Source organism: Citrobacter sp. KH_055_1 (assembly GCF_057838705.1).
In genome coordinates this window covers 1,630,346-1,646,078 of sequence record NZ_CM174473.1, presented here as the reverse complement: position 1 = coordinate 1,646,078, position 15,733 = coordinate 1,630,346, and the positions used below count along the sequence as shown (strand labels likewise).

The following is a 15,733-nucleotide window of genomic DNA, read 5'->3' as shown; positions in this document are numbered from 1 at the left end:
TCCTGAAATTAACGAGGGGTTACGTTAACGCTGGCGATTTCTTCTTCAGTCAAGGGGCGGTATTCGCCGGGCGCAAGATCGTCATCCAGTTTGATGGCGCCGATTCGCTCACGGTGCAGTTCCACAACATGGTTGCCAACGGCGGCAAACATACGCTTAACCTGATGATAGCGCCCTTCGCTAATGGTCAAGCGCACCTGGGTTGGCGTAATCACTTCCAGCACCGCCGGTTTTGTCAGATCTTTTTCGTTATGCAACTGTACACCACGAGTAAACTGTTCGGCGGTATCTTCCGCCACCGGCGACTCTAACGTCACCAGATAGGTTTTCTCACAATGGTGACGCGGGGAGGTGATGCGGTGTGACCACTGACCGTCATCGGTCATCAGTACCAGCCCGGTGGTGTCGATATCCAGACGCCCTGCCGCATGCAGCTTGTGGGCAACAGGTTCATCGAGGAAATAAAGCACTGTCGGATGATCCGGGTCTTCCGTGGAGCACACATAGCCCTGAGGCTTGTTGAGCATAAAATAGCGCGGGCCATTTTGCTGAGCCAGTGAATTACCGTCGTATTCGACGTCATGTTCTGGCAGCAGTTTAAAGGCGCTATTTCTGACGATTTCGCCATCGACGGTAACGCGGTTACCACGGATTTCACGCCCGGCAATAGCGCGGCTGACGCCGAGTTGCTGAGCGATAAATTTATCAAGTCGCATGAGTGTGATTTTGCCTGTAACAATACGGAAATCGAGCGTTATGCCCGAAAAGTGGAGCCGTTTTCCGCTCAGTATAGCGGGCTAACAACTTCCCTCAAGGGAAAAAGATTCGTGGCATACTATTCATTGTTATTGTTTACCCTAGTGAGACCATGACTTTTACACTTCGCCCTTACCAACAAGAAGCCGTGGATGCCACGCTCAACCATTTTCGCCACCACCGCACACCTGCGGTCATCGTCCTGCCAACCGGGGCGGGTAAAAGCCTGGTGATTGCTGAACTGGCGCGTGTGGCGCGTGGGCGCGTATTAGTGCTGGCGCATGTGAAGGAGTTGGTCGCACAGAATCATGCCAAATATTGTGCGTTGGGGCTGGATGCCGATATCTTTGCCGCTGGCCTGAAGCGTAAAGAGAGCCACGGTAAAGTGGTTTTCGGCAGCGTACAGTCGGTGGCGCGTAATCTGGAAGCGTTTCAGGGTGAATTTTCCCTGCTCATCGTCGACGAGTGCCATCGCATTGGTGACGACGAAGAGAGCCAGTATCAGCAAATTCTGACTCACCTGACCCACGTCAACCCTCACCTACGCCTGCTCGGACTGACCGCCACGCCTTTCCGCCTCGGTAAAGGCTGGATTTACCATTTTCATTATCACGGTATGGTGCGCGGCGATGAAAAAGCGCTTTTTCGCGACTGTATTTATGAGCTGCCGCTGCGCTACATGATTAAACACGGCTATCTGACGCCGCCAGAGCGCCTCGACATGCCGGTCGTCCAGTATGACTTCAGCCGCCTGCAAGCACAAAGTAACGGTCTGTTCAGCGAAGCTGACCTCAACCATGAGCTGAAAAAACAGCAGCGGATAACACCGCATATCATCAGCCAGATTGTTGAATTTGCCCAGACGCGTAAAGGCGTCATGATATTTGCCGCTACCGTGGAGCACGCGAAAGAGATTGTTGGTCTGCTGCCCGCAGACGATGCCGCACTGATCACCGGTGACACGCCTGGCGCAGAGCGAGATGTGTTGATTGAGGATTTCAAAGCCCAGCGCTTTCGCTATCTGGTCAACGTAGCGGTGCTGACCACCGGGTTTGACGCCCCACATGTCGATCTCATTGCGATCCTGCGCCCTACCGAGTCCGTTAGCCTGTATCAACAAATCGTCGGACGAGGGCTGCGTCTGGCGCCGGGAAAAACGGATTGTCTGATCCTCGACTACGCGGGTAATCCTCACGATCTGTATGCCCCGGAAGTGGGTGCGCCGAAGGGCAAAAGCGACAACGTTCCGGTACAGGTATTCTGCCCGGCCTGCGGGTTTGCTAACACCTTCTGGGGTAAGACCACAGCCGATGGCACGCTGATCGAACACTTTGGCCGTCGCTGTCAGGGTTGGTTTGAAGATGATGACGGTCACCGTGAACAATGTGACTTCCGCTTTCGTTTTAAAAACTGCCCACAGTGCAATGCTGAAAATGACATTGCCGCTCGCCGCTGTCGGGCATGCGATACCATACTGGTCGATCCGGACGATATGCTGAAAGCAGCGCTCAGGCTCAAAGATGCGCTGGTCCTGCGCTGCAGCGGTATGGTGTTACAAAACGGCCAGGATGAAAAAGGCGAATGGCTGAAGATTACCTATTATGACGAGGATGGCGCCGACGTCAGCGAACGATTTCGTTTGCACACTCCCGCGCAGCGCACGGCCTTTGAACAGCTGTTTATTCGCCCGCACACCCGCACACCCGGCATCCCTTTACGCTGGATAACTGCCGCCGACATCCTGGCGCAGCAGGCATTGTTACGCCATCCCGATTTTGTGGTCGCGCGCATGAAAGGCCAGTACTGGCAGGTACGTGAAAAGGTCTTTGATTATGAAGGCCGCTTCCGACGGGCACATGAATTGCGCGGTTAATCGTACTTTTGATTGATGTACCCGTCATTTGAGGATAGAATCTCGCCCGCTTTTGCATACGCAAAGCAGATCACTTACCTGTTGCTGGGTCGCCTGTAGCAGGAATTATTAAAGAGAGATTTAAATGTTTACTATTAACGCTGAAGTACGTAAAGAGCAGGGTAAGGGTGCGAGCCGCCGCCTGCGTACCGCTAACAAGTTCCCGGCAATCATCTACGGTGGCGCAGAAGCCCCGATTGCTATCGAACTGGACCACGATTCCATCATGAACATGCAAGCTAAAGCTGAATTTTACAGCGAAGTTCTGACCATCGTTGTTGACGGTAAAGAAGTTAAAGTTAAAGCTCAGGCTGTACAGCGTCACCCGTTCAAGCCGAAACTGGCTCACATCGACTTCGTTCGCGCGTAATCGCCAACAAGTTGAAGAAAAACCCCGCCTCGGCGGGGTTTTTTTATGTCATTTTTAACCGATGACAACGTATGACATGTGGCCGGATAAGGCATTTACGCCGCCATCCGGCATCATCCATGTTATTTCCCGCCAGAAGTACGGCGCTGCAGCTGATCGCGCAGGTTAGGCGGCGTACCTTTAATGGTTAAGGTGTCCGTCGCCGGATCCCAGAAAATGCGTTCGCCCAGCAGCATGGCGTCGAAATTGATCGTTAACCCACCGCCGCTACCGGCAAACTTGGTTAACTGACGCAGCGTGCTGCGATCTGCCGGGAAGCTCTCTTCCAGCTCATAGCCTTTATCCGCGGTAAATTCACTGAAGCTGACTTCGCTGACGCCGGAAAGTTCTTTTGACAGGGACTCCAGTTCAATCTCTTCACCAGCCTGAAGCTGCTCGTTACAGTAGCTATAAACCTGCTGACGCACGTTCTGGCGTTCAGCTTTATCCAGTTGAGCTTCGGCAGTGAAGTCGTCTACCGCCTGCAGCAGGCCACGGTTTTGCGCTTTCGCATTCAGTCCTTCGCTGGCCCCGAGGAAATCCATAAAGAAATCGGCAACTTTACGTCCTACCCTTCCTTTCAGGAACGTCAGATACCGCGTGGACTCCGGGTTGGTTTCCCACTCGGTTAAATCAATACGCGCCACGATATCAGCATGATTGATATCCAGATAGTGCGTCGGGTTGATATCCAGATTTTCATTCACACGCATGCTGCTTAAGTTGTTCAGCACCGCCACCAGCAGATACTCTACCGCCAGGTAACGGTAATGACAGAACAGCACGATGCCGCCGTCAGCAAACGGATATTTCGCCAGCTCATCGCGCAGACGCCCGGTTGCGGCACGACTGAACGCCAGAAAATCCTCTTCGCCCTGACGTTGCAAACGCAGCGTTTGCGCCAGTTCGCTCTCTTCGCTAAACAGGCCATAGGCTTTATTCTTGGCGCTATATACCCGATGCAGCTCAGCCATCATCTCGACAACGGTCGCCGTCGGCTCCAGTAATGAATCGCGCAAGACCAGCTCAAGGTTCTGCTCATCACGCTTGATAAGCTGGTGCAGGGCAATCTGGTTGATATCCAGACTCATGATAAACTCTCCTTTAAGACCGGGCGGTATTCAACCACCTGCCGGGCAGTGACGCAATAGAAGATAAAAAAGCAGAAAAAAAACTGTCGCTACGGTAATATGTTGCCCTTTCATGAACAGACAGATTTCGATTTATGCCACAAATTTCCCGCTATAGTGACGAACACGTTGAACAATTGCTGAATGAAATGCTCAACGTACTGGAAAAACATAAGGCACCGACCGATCTTTCCCTGATGGTACTGGGAAACATGGTCACTAACCTTATCAATACAAGCGTCGCACCGGCCCAGCGCCAGGCGATTGCGAATTCATTTGCCCGCGCATTGCAGTCTTCGATAAACGACGACCAAGCGCACTAAGAGCCTGCTCCGGGGAAACGAACAACAGTTTATGGTAACTCATCGTCAACGCTACCGTGAGAAAGTCTCCCAGATGGTTAGCTGGGGGCACTGGTTCGCCTTGTTCAACATTCTGTTGGCCATGGTGCTCGGTAGTCGTTACCTGTTTGTCGCCGACTGGCCGACAACGCTTGCAGGTCGTGTTTATTCTTATCTGAGCGTTGTCGGGCATTTTAGCTTCCTGGTGTTTGCCGCCTATTTGCTGATCCTGTTCCCCCTGACGTTTATCGTCATGTCCCAGAGGCTGATGCGATTCTTATCAGCCATCCTGGCGACCGTGGGCATGACGCTGCTGTTGATTGACAGCGAAGTGTTCACCCGTTTCCACCTGCATCTCAATCCGATTGTCTGGGAACTGGTCATTAACCCCGATCAGAACGAAACGGCGCGTGACTGGCAGCTGATGTTCATCAGCGTGCCGATTATTCTGCTAATAGAAATGTTGTTTGCGACCTGGAGCTGGCAAAAGCTGCGCAGCCTGACGCGTCGCCGTCATTTCGCGAAACCTTTAGCCGCTTTCTTTTTCGTATCGTTCATCGCATCGCATGTGGTGTACATCTGGGCGGACGCCAATTTCTATCGGCCGATCACTATGCAGCGCGCAAACCTGCCGCTGTCTTACCCAATGACAGCGCGTAAGTTTCTGGAAAAACATGGTTTGCTGGATGCGCAAGAGTATCAGCGCCGCCTGATCGAACAAGGTAATCCGGAAGCGGTCTCCGTACAGTATCCGCTTAGCGATTTACGCTATCGTGATATGGGTACCGGCCAGAACGTCCTGCTGATCACCGTAGACGGTCTGAACTACTCGCGCTTTGAAAAACAGATGCCAGCCCTGGCGGAATTTGCCGGGCAAAATATTTCCTTCACGCGCCATATGAGTTCCGGTAATACCTCCGATAACGGTATTTTTGGCCTGTTCTATGGCGTGTCGCCAAGCTATATGGACGGCATTCTGGCAAGCAGAACGCCTGCCGCGCTGATCTCTGCCCTGAATCAACAAGGTTATCAGTTGGGGTTATTCTCCTCTGATGGCTTTACCAGCCCGCTCTATCGCCAGGCGCTGCTGTCAGACTTCTCCATGCCAAGCGTGCAGACACAATCTGACGAACAAACGGCGAACCAATGGATCAACTGGCTGGGCCGCTACGCGCAGGAAGATAACCGCTGGTTCTCATGGGTCTCCTTTAACGGGACTAACATTGATGACAGCAACCAGAAGAACTTTGCTAAACGCTACGCCAACGCCGCTCAGGACGTAGATGCGAACATTAACCGCGTTCTGGGCGCCCTGCGTGATTCGGGTAAGCTCAACAACACGGTGGTGATTATTACCGCCGGTCGGGGTGTCCCACTGTCGCAGGATGAGAATCGCTTCGACTGGTCGCGCGGTCATCTTCAGGTTCCACTGATAATTCACTGGCCGGGTACACCCGCTCAGCGCATTAATAGCCTGACCGATCATACCGACCTGATGACCACGCTGATGCAGCGACTACTGCACGTCAGCACACCGGCAAACGAATATTCGCAAGGCCAGGATTTGTTTAATGCCACGCGACGCCACTATTGGGTAACGGCCGCCGACAGCAGCACAATGGCGATTACCACTCCAGAAATGACGCTGGTGCTCAACAACAACGGTAATTACCAGACCTATGATTTACGCGGCGAGAAGATTAAAGATCAGAAACCACAGCTGAGCTTACTGCTACAGGTTCTGACGGATGAGAAACGTTTTATTGCTAACTGATTAATTATAAATCAGTTAGTAAACCATCCTCTTGCAATCGTGGTGGAAAGCAGTAGTATTAGCGCCATAGTGTCGGCACGTAGCGCAGCCTGGTAGCGCACCGTCATGGGGTGTCGGGGGTCGGAGGTTCAAATCCTCTCGTGCCGACCAAAATTCCCCAAAAAAACCAATCTTCTACGATTGGTTTTTTTATGTCTGCAATTTGCCGGGACTCAGCGCCCTCTTTCCTGGCCGGTGCCAGGCATAATTCACCCTGCTGACTTCTCTTCCAGCTGCTTGCATCTTTAATATCAACATTGTTTATTATTGCCGCTCATTAAAGTTGATATTTAATTAATGTTGTCAAACAGCAAATTGAGATTACAGTAATGACACAAATATTTTATTAATTTTTCACTTTAATAAACCCTGCTTAAACGTTAAGCATTTCATAGCAGAATGAATCGCTGGTCGGATATGTGCGAAATAAAATAAATAAGAACATGACATTTCTATCCTAACCCTACGATGGTAAAAATGAAAAAGTTAATGATGGCATTAGTGGCAGCTGTAGCGTTATCAGGTTGTGCACAGCAAACCTTTAAAATAAATAACGGCATTGCCGAAAAACCGACCCAAGAGGTCAAACAGAGCTTTTTTGTTCACGGCATAGGCCAGTCGCAAACTATTGATGCAGCACTTGTTTGTGGTGGTGCAGACAAAGTTATCCGTACCGAAGTACAGGAATCGGGAATGGATGTTTTCTTGCGTATTATTACTATCGGTATCTACACACCTCGTGAGGCGAGAGTGTATTGCGCTAAATAATACGATGAGCAGGTGTTCGATGGATACCTGCTTAGCAATAATGTGCCTGGCATTATTTAACACGATTAAAAAATAGTGACGTAATAACTGAATAATTTTCGTGTCGTTAAGAAACACATTTAACGCTATCTGTTGATAGTGACACTTCCGTACTCGCCCCATCGACTTACTTATAAATCAAAATCAACGCATAACCCTCTTTATACACACAAAGTTGTATTTAAAATGCATGTTTGTATGTGTAAAGATATGTCAGGGGAAAGTACCTTCCCCCTCCTGCGTCGCGATGGCTCAGGCTTTGTACAATAAAAAAGGTTAGGTTATGCATTACTCAAAGCGTTTATGGCTAACGCTTCTCGTTATCTGCCTGGCGTCCTTTGGCGTGCTACTGTGGCTGGGCGGCGAGATTTATCAGCAGGCTCCGCCTATTCCGGCACAAGTTATCACGACGGATGGTGAGCAGGTTTTCACCGGGGAACAAATTCAGGATGGGCAGGAAGCCTGGTTTAAATCTGGCGGTCAACAGCTGGGTTCCGTTTGGGGCCATGGCAGCTACGTTGCGCCTGACTGGTCTGCGGACTGGCTGCACCGTGAAGCGCTTGCCTTACGCGACATCATCGCCGAGAAAAAATATCAGCAACCGTTCGATGCGCTAACGCAAGAACAACAGCTGGTTGCGGGCGGCCTGATGAAACAGGAGATGCGCCATAATAGCTATGACGCGCTGCGTAATGTCATCATTATTACACCGGAGCGCGCCAAAGCCATTCGTGAGGTTGCCGCGCATTATGACGGTCTGTTCAGCGACGCGCCTGATTTCCACGCGCTGCGCGTTGACTATGCGATGAAGGAAAATACACTTTCCTCTTCTCTGGACCGGCAGGATCTCGGCGCCTTCTTCTTCTGGAGCGCCTGGGCTGCCACCACCGAACGCCCAGGTGATACCATCACTTACACCAGCAACTGGCCGCATGAAGCGCTGGTGGGTAATACGCCAAGTGCCAGCTTAGGCATCTGGTCTATTGCCAGCGTCATTCTGCTGCTGGGCGGTATTGGTGCCCTGGTCTGGTACCATTTCCGTAACGAAGAAGACGAAACCATTGTCTCCCCAGCCAGCGATCCGCTGTTCCGGCTGACGCTGACACCGTCGATGCGCGCAACCACAAAATATTTTTACGTGGTTATCGCCCTGTTTATGGTGCAAATTTTCCTCGGTTCGATGACTGCGCACTACAGCGTGGAAGGCCAGGATTTCTTCGGCATCCCGCTATCGAAAATTTTACCGTACACCGTACTGCGTAGCTGGCACACCCAGCTGTCAGTTCTGTGGATTGCTACCGCGTGGCTGGCAACCGGTCTGTATATCGCCCCGTTGATTTCCGGCAAAGAACCCGCATTCCAGCGTCTGGGCGTTAATATTCTGTTTGTTGCGCTGCTGATTCTGGTGGTTGGTTCGCTGGGCTTCGGCTGGTTGGGTGCAATGGGCTATCTGGATGCCAAACAGAACTTCTATATTGGTGCCCAGGGTCTCGAGTTCACCAACATGGGACGCATGTGGCAGTGGCTGCTGTTTATCGGCCTGATGATTTGGCTGGTGCTGGTGGGACGTGCATTATGGCCTGCCCTCACCCGTCCATCAGAAAACCGTGGTCTGATCATGCTGATGTTCCTGGCAGCCATTTGTATCGGCCTGTTCTACTCTACGTCCCTGATTTGGGGCTTTAAGACGCATTACGCCATTATTGAATACTGGCGCTGGTGGCTGGTTCACCTGTGGGTAGAAGGTTTCTTTGAAGTCTTCGCCACCGCCGTGATTGCGCTTATCTTCTGTCGTCTGGGTCTTATTCGTAGTAGCGCGGCGAACAAAGCAACATTGTTCTCGACCATCATCTTCCTGTTTGGTGGCATTCTGGGAACGCTGCACCACCTGTACTTCACTGGTGCACCGATCTCCGTCATTGCCTGGGGTTCAATTTTCTCTGCACTGGAAGTGGTTCCGCTGTCGCTGGTGGGGATTGAAGCTGCACACAGTTACTCACTGGCACGTAAAGCACCGTGGGTACAGCGTTACCGTTGGATGATCTTCTTCTTCGTGGCCGTGGCATTCTGGAATATGGTCGGCGCTGGCCTGCTGGGCTTCGCCATCAACCCGCCGATTTCACTGTACTACGTGCAGGGTCTGAACCTGACGGCAGCGCATGCTCATGCCGCGCTGTTTGGCGTATACGGTATGCTCGGTATTGGTCTAATGTTGTTCTGTCTGCGTGGTCTGCTGCCGGACAACCATTGGGTTGATTCTCTGTTGAAATGGGCATTCTGGTTGATGAACATCGGCTTAACGTGGATGGTCTTTGTCTCGCTGCTGCCGGTAGGGATTTATCAGTCATGGGCCAGCATTGATAAGGGGCTGTGGTACGCGCGCTCTCCGGAAGTGATTCACTCGCATATCGTTGAAACACTGGTCTGGTTGCGTGTCCCGGGCGACATCATCTTCGGTATCGGTGGGCTGCTGCTGGCGCTCTTTGCGCTGAAACTGCTTACCAAAGCCAACGCTAAATCGATGACGCTGGCAAACGAGAAAAACTAAGCGCCATTTTTAAGATGACGCTCAGCAATTAAAAGGCAACCGCAGCGCCAGTCGTTGCGGTTTTTTTATTTCGTCTCGCAAACCGGCAGCACCTTGATTCAAGTCATAAAGAGTATTCTTTGTAAAAATTCCAATGAGAGCTTTTTGAGTCAGGATATACTATTTGCACCTGTAAAAAGTAGGGTCACGTTGCCTTATCATCTGCGTGATAAATCAGGATTATCCCATGCCCCGAAATATAACGAAATTAAGAGTGCTCAGGAGAAGAAGATGCCTGAATTAACACCTTTTAAGGTGATGATCGTTGATGACCACCCACTCATGCGGCGAGGAATCAGTCAATTACTGCAGCTGGATAGCGCATTTGACGTGGTTGCTGAAGCAGGCGACGGCGCGAGTGCTATCGATCTGGCAAACCGGCTTGACCTGGATGTGATCCTGTTGGATCTCAATATGAAAGGTATGAGCGGACTGGATACCCTGAATGCGCTGCGCCGGGATGGCATCACAGCACAAATTATCATTCTTACCGTATCGGATTCCGCCAGCGATGTTTATGCCTTAATTGATGCTGGCGCTGACGGTTATTTGCTGAAAGACAGCGATCCGGAAGTGTTGCTCGAAGCTATTCGCAGCGGTGCGAAAGGCGGTAAAGCCTTCAGCGAACGCGTCAGCAACTACCTGCGTGAACGTGAGCTATTTGGCGCAGAAGAAGATCCGTTCAGCATGCTGACCGAACGCGAACTGGATGTATTACACGAACTGGCACAGGGGCTGTCAAACAAACAGATCGCGTCAGTGCTGAATATCTCCGAACAAACAGTAAAGGTGCATATTCGCAATCTGCTGCGCAAACTTAACGTGCGTTCTCGCGTTGCGGCTACCATCCTGTTTTTACAAACACGCGGCATGCAATAACCAGATATTGCCCGATGGCGCTACGCTTATCGGGCCTACAAGTTGCGTGCATCAGTAGGCCGGATAAGACGCTTTGCGTCGCCATCCGGCATCTTCCACGCTTATTTCTCCTGCGGCGACAGCTGTTCCAGCGCTTGTTTAATGCTGCGCTCAATCACCGAGCGGCGGGTATCGTTGGCAGGTAATAATTTCAGCATCATCTCCCACGCGGCGACCGCTTCACCAAAGCGCTGCTGCTCAAACGCATTAAACGCATACATACTCAGCACACGGACGTTGGCATGATCGCTTCTGACTAGTTGACGCAGCAGTTCTCCTCCCCGGCGGTTATCGTCCGGATCGGAGGAACGGGTCAACGCTTCCGCATAACCCAGCGCGGCATCGCTATTTTTCGGATCCAGCCGGTAAGCGTTAGCGTAGGCTTCGGTCGCCGTACTGGCATTGCCTAATACCATGCCAATACGCCCGAGCATGATCCAGCCTTCAACGTTTCCGGCGTCAGATTGCAGCCGCGTACGCAGTCCCAGCGCCAGGCGCGTCATATCCTCTTCATTCAGCGGCTCGGCTTTCGGATCCAACGCGCGTTCCAGCAACCCCGGAGCCTGGGCGGTGGCCTGCTGCCAAACTTTTACCTGCTTATAATTACCGGTGTAGTAATAGCTCACCGCACCCACCACAAGCGCCACCACCACGCCAGGTGCAAACAGCCACCATCCACCCCGCGTGCCATCCGGTGTGGTATCGTCAGGAAATTCTTCCTGCTTCAGGCGAACGCGACGACGAGAGCGGGCGAAAATAATCCAGCCTCCCAGACCAATCGCCACCAGCGGCATCACCCACAGCAGTACGGTCAGTGGTGTCAGCGGCGGATCGTAGGTCACGAAGTTGCCATAACGCGCCACCATATAATCGACGATCTCTTTCTGGCTTTTCCCTTCTTGCATCAGCTCATACACTTTCTGACGCAGGTCGGTGGCAATCATCGAGTTTGAATCAGCAATGCTGTTGTTCTGACATTTTGGACAACGCAGCTGCTCGGTAAGCTGACGGAACTGCTGCTCCTGCGCTTCGTCCTTGAACTGCATTACATCGATAGTGGCCAACGCCGAACCTGAGACAATCAGCATCAGCACGCCCAGTAAAAACCTCATTGCGCGGCCTCCTTACTGTACTTATCCCACAACGGTTTGAGCTCGCTCTCCCACACCCTGGCGTTTAAATCACCGGCATGGCGGTAACGAATAATGCCTTTACCGTCGATCAGGAACGTTTCCGGCGCGCCGTACACCCCCAGATCCAGACCCAGCATCCCGTCGCCGTCAAACAGGCTCAGCGCATACGGATTACCCAGCTCTTTCAGCCAGACAATAGCTTTCTGGCGATCGTCTTTGTAGTTCAGACCCACAACCCGAATGCCCTGCGCTGAAAGCTGGTTCAGATACTGATGTTCAGCGCGACAGGTCGGACACCAGGTCGCCCAGACGTTAAGCAGTACCGGCTTGCCCTGCGTAAGCACATCGGCCTGATAATGCTGACCCGGGTTCTCCAGCGACTCCAGGCGGAATGTCGGCACCGGTTTACCGATCAGCGCCGACTCCAGATTTGTAGGATCGTCGCCCTGCGCGTTACGTGCCAGCTGCCACAGCAACGCTGCGGCAATCACGAGAAAAATAATAAACGGAATTAACAGTGCGTTGCGCTTCATACAGCCTCCGGCGCTTTTTCTTGCCCGGCAGTGCGGGGACGCGTGCGCTGGCGATAGCGCGGATCAAACAGGCAGAACAATCCGCCCAGCGCCATCAGTAACCCTCCGGCCCAAATCCAGCGAATAAACGGTTTGTAATACAGACGCACGGCCCATGCGCCGTTGTCCAGCTCCTCGCCCAGCGCCGCGTACAGGTCACGGGTAAATCCGCCGTCAATGGCCGCCTCGGTCATCATCGAGCTGGTGCTGTTATAAAAGCGTTTTTCCGCATGCAGCGTCGCTTCCGGTTTGCCGTCACGCGTGACGCCAATAATCGCGACACCGCCGCGATAGTTAGGACCGGTGATATCTTTCACTTCACGGAAGGTGAACTGGTAATCATGAATGCCGACACTATCGCCCGCCTTCATGCGCACATCGCGTTCAACGCTGTAGTTCTGGCTAAACGCAATACCGACGATAGTGACGGCAAGCCCTACGTGACCCGACACCATACCCCAGTAACTCGGCGTCAGCTTCGTGCCGCGTGAAATACGCAGAAATGCCTCAGACATGGCCAGCACAAATATCCAGCAGGCCATTGCCATGCCGACGACGGTCATCGCGGCAATGCGATCCTCAAACAACCACGGTAGCAGCACGGACATTACCAGCGTGGTGACAAAAGCGATAATCAGCAACGTTTTTAGTTTGCGCGGTCGGTCGCGTCCCCAGCGCACCAGCGGTCCAATCCCCAGCAACAGCGCGAACGGTGCCATCAGCCAGGTGAACATGGTATTAAAGAACGGCTCACCAATCGAAATACTGCCCAGCCCCAGCTGTTTATGCACCAGCGGCAGCAGCGTGCCCAGCAGGACTACCAGCATGGCGGCAATCAGCAAAACGTTGTTCCCCAGCAGCAGCGATTCACGCGACCACAGTGCGTTATTGACCCGCGATCGAACCTTATGCCCACGTACCGCAAACAGCAGCAGTGAACCACCAATCACCAGCACCATAAAGGCCAGGATAAACATCCCGCGCGACGGATCGGAGGCGAAGGCATGTACCGACACCAGCACGCCCGAGCGCACGAGGAACGTCCCCAACAGGCACAGTGAGAACGCGCAGATCGACAGCAGTAACGTCCAGGCCTTAAAGCTGGCGCGTTGCTCCGTAACGGCCAGGGAGTGCATCAGCGCCGTCCCCACCAACCACGGCATAAACGAGGCGTTCTCTACCGGATCCCAGAACCACCAGCCGCCCCAGCCCAACTCGTAGTAAGCCCAGGCCGAACCGAGCACAATACCCAGCGTCAGAAACACCCACGCCGCCAGCGTCCACGGGCGTGAAAAACGGGCAAAGGTGCTGTCCAGACGCCCGCTCATCAGCGCTGCAATGGCAAAAGCAAAGGCAACGGAGAAGCCGACATAGCCCATATACAGCAGCGGCGGGTGGAAAATAAGCCCCGGATCCTGCAACAGCGGGTTCAGATCGCGCCCTTCTATCGGGAAATCCGGCAGCGTGCGGGAAAACGGGTTGGAGGTAAACAGAATAAACAGCAGGAAGCCGACGCTAACCATCCCCATCACCGCCAGCACACGGGCGACGATATCCAGCGGCATACGCTGACTAAACAGCGCCACGGCAAAGGTCCAGCCACTCATCAGCAGCACCCACAGCAGCAGCGAGCCTTCATGCGCGCCCCACGTGGCCGCCACACGATACCAGACCGGAAGCTGGGTATTAGAGTTACTGGCGACGTAGGTCACGGTAAAGTCATTGACCACAAAGGCGTTAATCAACACCAAAAACGCGCCCATCACACAGATAAACAACAGCCAGGCAAAGGGCCGCGCAGAGGCCATCATCCGTACATCGCCGCGCGCAACGCCCCACAGCGGATAAACCGAGAGCAGCAATGCGACGCCAAGCGCCAGGCACAGCAGCCCGTTGCCAATTTCAGGCATCATGACGTTTTATCCTTATACACACTTTCCGGGCGACGATGGTTTTCCTGCATCGCTTTTTCGACTTCCGGCGGGGTGTAATTCTCATCATGTTTGGCGAGAACTTCTTTTGCCTGAACATGATTCCCCTCGCCCAGCTCACCCTGAACAACGACGCCCTGCCCTTCACGGAACAGATCCGGCAGGATGCCTTCATACGTCACATCCACCACGCCTTCGGCGTCATAGATGCTGAAATTCACCTTCAGCGATTGCGGGTCACGCTTTACACTGCCCGGCATGACCATGCCACCCACGCGCAGGCGTTGGCCGACTTCTGGCATCTGCTGGGTTTCACGCTTGCCGTAGAGGATTTCGCCCGGCGTATAGAACAAGTCGATATTGGAACGCAGCGCGTAAAGCACCAGCGTGATGGTCAATGCCAGGCCCGCCAGTACCGCACAGGCTATCCATAGCCGATTTTTACGTCGAATATTCACGCCGCCTCCCGTTGTACTTGCGCCGCACGCATGCGCGCTTCTCTTGCCCGCTGCTGCGCCACGCCGCGTAAAATCGCGCGGTGCTGTAGCGCGGAATGCAGTACCAGCACCGTCAGCGGGATAACGCTCATCGCCACGGCCAGCCAGACATACAAGGCGTAACCGCCCATGGCGAAAAAATCACTCCAGGATGCAAATGCAGGGGTCATTGGCGGCCTCTTTTTAAGATCAGTTCACTCACCCACGGGCGGCGTTTTTCCATCAACAAAATCAGGTTACGCATGCGCATCAGCGTCAGCGTGACAAACAGTAACAGGTAACCGACGATCGCCAGACGCAGCGGCGCGCGCATCGCCGGGTCGATGCTTTGCTGCATACGGGTTGACCCCTGGTGCAGCGTATTCCACCACTCCACCGAGTAGTGAATGATCGGTAAGTTCACCACGCCAATCAGCACCAGAATCCCCGCGGCACGCCCTGCTACACGGCGGTCATCAAATGCGTGCCACAGCGCAATCGCGCCAACGTAGAGAAACAGCAGCACCAGTTCAGAGGTGAGTCTGGCATCCCACACCCACCAGGTTCCCCACATCGGTTTACCCCATGCAGAACCGGTCACCAGGGCAATAAAGGTAAACACCGCACCAATGGGCGCCATCGCCGCCAGCGCCAGGTTGGCCATTTTCATCTGCCAGACCAGGCCGATAAACGCGGCAACCGCCATTGAGGCGTAAATGCCCATCGACCAGATTGCCGCCGGGACGTGCAGGTAGATGATGCGATAACTTTGTCCCTGCTGATAATCCGCGGGTGCAAAGCCAAATCCCCAGATCCAGCCCGTTACCAGTACCACTGCGCTGGCAATGGCCAGCCACGGGATAAACCAGCCACAGATCTGATAGAGCCGTGGGGGCATCGCCAGTTGATGAAGTATTTTCCACATAGTTCAGTCACCAGACTCAAGCA

General features: G+C 53.3%; 15 protein-coding genes and 1 tRNA gene. 8 read left to right on the top strand and 8 right to left on the bottom strand.

The genetic code is table 11. The annotated features are described in order from the left end of the window. Positions 1-8 precede the first annotated feature (8 nt). Positions 9-716: a 16S rRNA pseudouridine(516) synthase RsuA gene (gene rsuA, locus AC3ITF_RS07630; RefSeq protein ID WP_115258005.1), complete on the bottom strand. Its 708-nt coding sequence runs from the start codon at positions 714-716 to the stop codon at positions 9-11. 152 nt (positions 717-868) lie between these two features. Between rsuA and radD the strand changes: the two genes are divergently transcribed. Together radD and rplY are read left to right on the top strand one after the other, a co-directional pair. Further along, positions 869-2,629 (top strand): DNA repair helicase RadD, encoded by a 1,761-nt coding sequence (gene radD / locus AC3ITF_RS07625; RefSeq protein ID WP_489176278.1) that lies wholly within the window; start codon positions 869-871, stop codon positions 2,627-2,629. A gap of 124 nt (positions 2,630-2,753) precedes the next feature. Next, entirely contained in the window at positions 2,754-3,038 is a 285-nt protein-coding gene (gene rplY / locus AC3ITF_RS07620) for a 50S ribosomal protein L25 (protein WP_045445132.1), read from the top strand. Between the two features lie 122 nt (positions 3,039-3,160). On the opposite strand, the gene yejK is transcribed toward rplY, so the two are convergent. Then, complete coding sequence (yejK, locus tag AC3ITF_RS07615) at positions 3,161-4,168, bottom strand: nucleoid-associated protein YejK (protein WP_005129293.1); 1,008 nt, start codon at positions 4,166-4,168, stop codon at positions 3,161-3,163. Between the two features lie 134 nt (positions 4,169-4,302). On the opposite strand from yejK, the gene AC3ITF_RS07610 reads away from it, so the two are divergent. The 6 genes from AC3ITF_RS07610 to narP all read left to right on the top strand — a co-directional run bounded on the left by AC3ITF_RS07610 (position 4,303) and on the right by narP (position 10,634). Then, positions 4,303-4,530: a YejL family protein gene (locus AC3ITF_RS07610; protein ID WP_096756447.1), complete on the top strand. Its 228-nt coding sequence runs from the start codon at positions 4,303-4,305 to the stop codon at positions 4,528-4,530. Between the two features lie 31 nt (positions 4,531-4,561). Continuing rightward, on the top strand, positions 4,562-6,322 hold the full coding sequence (yejM, locus tag AC3ITF_RS07605; RefSeq protein WP_181506764.1) for an LPS biosynthesis-modulating metalloenzyme YejM: 1,761 nt from the start codon (positions 4,562-4,564) through the stop codon (positions 6,320-6,322). 73 nt (positions 6,323-6,395) lie between these two features. Then, a tRNA-Pro gene (locus tag AC3ITF_RS07600) sits at positions 6,396-6,472 on the top strand. 366 nt (positions 6,473-6,838) lie between these two features. Further along, entirely contained in the window at positions 6,839-7,129 is a 291-nt protein-coding gene (locus AC3ITF_RS07595; RefSeq protein ID WP_115257957.1) for a Bor family protein, read from the top strand. A 322-nt stretch (positions 7,130-7,451) separates the two neighbouring features. Further along, positions 7,452-9,716, top strand: coding sequence for a nitric-oxide reductase large subunit (locus AC3ITF_RS07590; RefSeq protein ID WP_135911714.1), 2,265 nt, complete (start codon positions 7,452-7,454; stop codon positions 9,714-9,716). A gap of 270 nt (positions 9,717-9,986) precedes the next feature. Next, the gene (gene narP / locus AC3ITF_RS07585) at positions 9,987-10,634 is read left to right on the top strand and encodes a nitrate/nitrite response regulator protein NarP (protein WP_115257955.1); all 648 of its coding nucleotides are present in this window, start codon (positions 9,987-9,989) and stop codon (positions 10,632-10,634) included. 101 nt (positions 10,635-10,735) lie between these two features. On the opposite strand, the gene AC3ITF_RS07580 is transcribed toward narP, so the two are convergent. Genes AC3ITF_RS07580 through AC3ITF_RS07555 form a run of 6 tightly spaced genes read right to left on the bottom strand, consistent with a single transcriptional unit; the run spans position 10,736 to position 15,710 of the window. Next, positions 10,736-11,785 (bottom strand): cytochrome c-type biogenesis protein CcmH, encoded by a 1,050-nt coding sequence (locus tag AC3ITF_RS07580; protein ID WP_135911713.1) that lies wholly within the window; start codon positions 11,783-11,785, stop codon positions 10,736-10,738. Next, entirely contained in the window at positions 11,782-12,339 is a 558-nt protein-coding gene (dsbE, locus tag AC3ITF_RS07575; RefSeq protein WP_096756440.1) for a thiol:disulfide interchange protein DsbE, read from the bottom strand. Before dsbE ends, AC3ITF_RS07580 begins: the two co-directional genes overlap by 4 nt. After that, on the bottom strand, positions 12,336-14,291 hold the full coding sequence (locus AC3ITF_RS07570; protein ID WP_115257952.1) for a heme lyase CcmF/NrfE family subunit: 1,956 nt from the start codon (positions 14,289-14,291) through the stop codon (positions 12,336-12,338). The genes dsbE and AC3ITF_RS07570 overlap by 4 nt, the downstream gene beginning before the upstream one ends. After that, the gene (gene ccmE, locus AC3ITF_RS07565; protein ID WP_096756438.1) at positions 14,288-14,767 is read right to left on the bottom strand and encodes a cytochrome c maturation protein CcmE; all 480 of its coding nucleotides are present in this window, start codon (positions 14,765-14,767) and stop codon (positions 14,288-14,290) included. The genes AC3ITF_RS07570 and ccmE overlap by 4 nt, the downstream gene beginning before the upstream one ends. Beyond that, complete coding sequence (ccmD, locus tag AC3ITF_RS07560) at positions 14,764-14,976, bottom strand: heme exporter protein CcmD (protein WP_096756437.1); 213 nt, start codon at positions 14,974-14,976, stop codon at positions 14,764-14,766. Before ccmD ends, ccmE begins: the two co-directional genes overlap by 4 nt. Continuing rightward, positions 14,973-15,710 carry a heme ABC transporter permease gene (locus AC3ITF_RS07555; protein ID WP_096756436.1) on the bottom strand — a complete coding sequence of 246 codons (738 nt, stop codon included), beginning with the start codon at positions 15,708-15,710 and terminating at the stop codon, positions 14,973-14,975. The genes ccmD and AC3ITF_RS07555 overlap by 4 nt, the downstream gene beginning before the upstream one ends. Positions 15,711-15,733: the final 23 nt, after the last annotated feature.

Excerpts from the sequence above, each read along its gene's own strand:
- narP (WP_115257955.1), top strand. The coding sequence starts at position 9,987 with ATGCCTGAATTAACACCTTTTAAGGTGATGATCGTTGATGACCACCCA.
- AC3ITF_RS07610 (WP_096756447.1), top strand. The coding sequence starts at position 4,303 with ATGCCACAAATTTCCCGCTATAGTGACGAACACGTTGAACAATTGCTG.
- AC3ITF_RS07555 (WP_096756436.1), bottom strand. The coding sequence starts at position 15,710 with ATGTGGAAAATACTTCATCAACTGGCGATGCCCCCACGGCTCTATCAG.
- AC3ITF_RS07570 (WP_115257952.1), bottom strand. The coding sequence starts at position 14,291 with ATGATGCCTGAAATTGGCAACGGGCTGCTGTGCCTGGCGCTTGGCGTC.
- yejM (WP_181506764.1), top strand. The coding sequence starts at position 4,562 with ATGGTAACTCATCGTCAACGCTACCGTGAGAAAGTCTCCCAGATGGTT.
- AC3ITF_RS07595 (WP_115257957.1), top strand. The coding sequence starts at position 6,839 with ATGAAAAAGTTAATGATGGCATTAGTGGCAGCTGTAGCGTTATCAGGT.
- AC3ITF_RS07590 (WP_135911714.1), top strand. The coding sequence starts at position 7,452 with ATGCATTACTCAAAGCGTTTATGGCTAACGCTTCTCGTTATCTGCCTG.
- AC3ITF_RS07580 (WP_135911713.1), bottom strand. The coding sequence starts at position 11,785 with ATGAGGTTTTTACTGGGCGTGCTGATGCTGATTGTCTCAGGTTCGGCG.
- radD (WP_489176278.1), top strand. The coding sequence starts at position 869 with ATGACTTTTACACTTCGCCCTTACCAACAAGAAGCCGTGGATGCCACG.
- rplY (WP_045445132.1), top strand. The coding sequence starts at position 2,754 with ATGTTTACTATTAACGCTGAAGTACGTAAAGAGCAGGGTAAGGGTGCG.
- dsbE (WP_096756440.1), bottom strand. The coding sequence starts at position 12,339 with ATGAAGCGCAACGCACTGTTAATTCCGTTTATTATTTTTCTCGTGATT.
- ccmD (WP_096756437.1), bottom strand. The coding sequence starts at position 14,976 with ATGACCCCTGCATTTGCATCCTGGAGTGATTTTTTCGCCATGGGCGGT.
- yejK (WP_005129293.1), bottom strand. The coding sequence starts at position 4,168 with ATGAGTCTGGATATCAACCAGATTGCCCTGCACCAGCTTATCAAGCGT.
- rsuA (WP_115258005.1), bottom strand. The coding sequence starts at position 716 with ATGCGACTTGATAAATTTATCGCTCAGCAACTCGGCGTCAGCCGCGCT.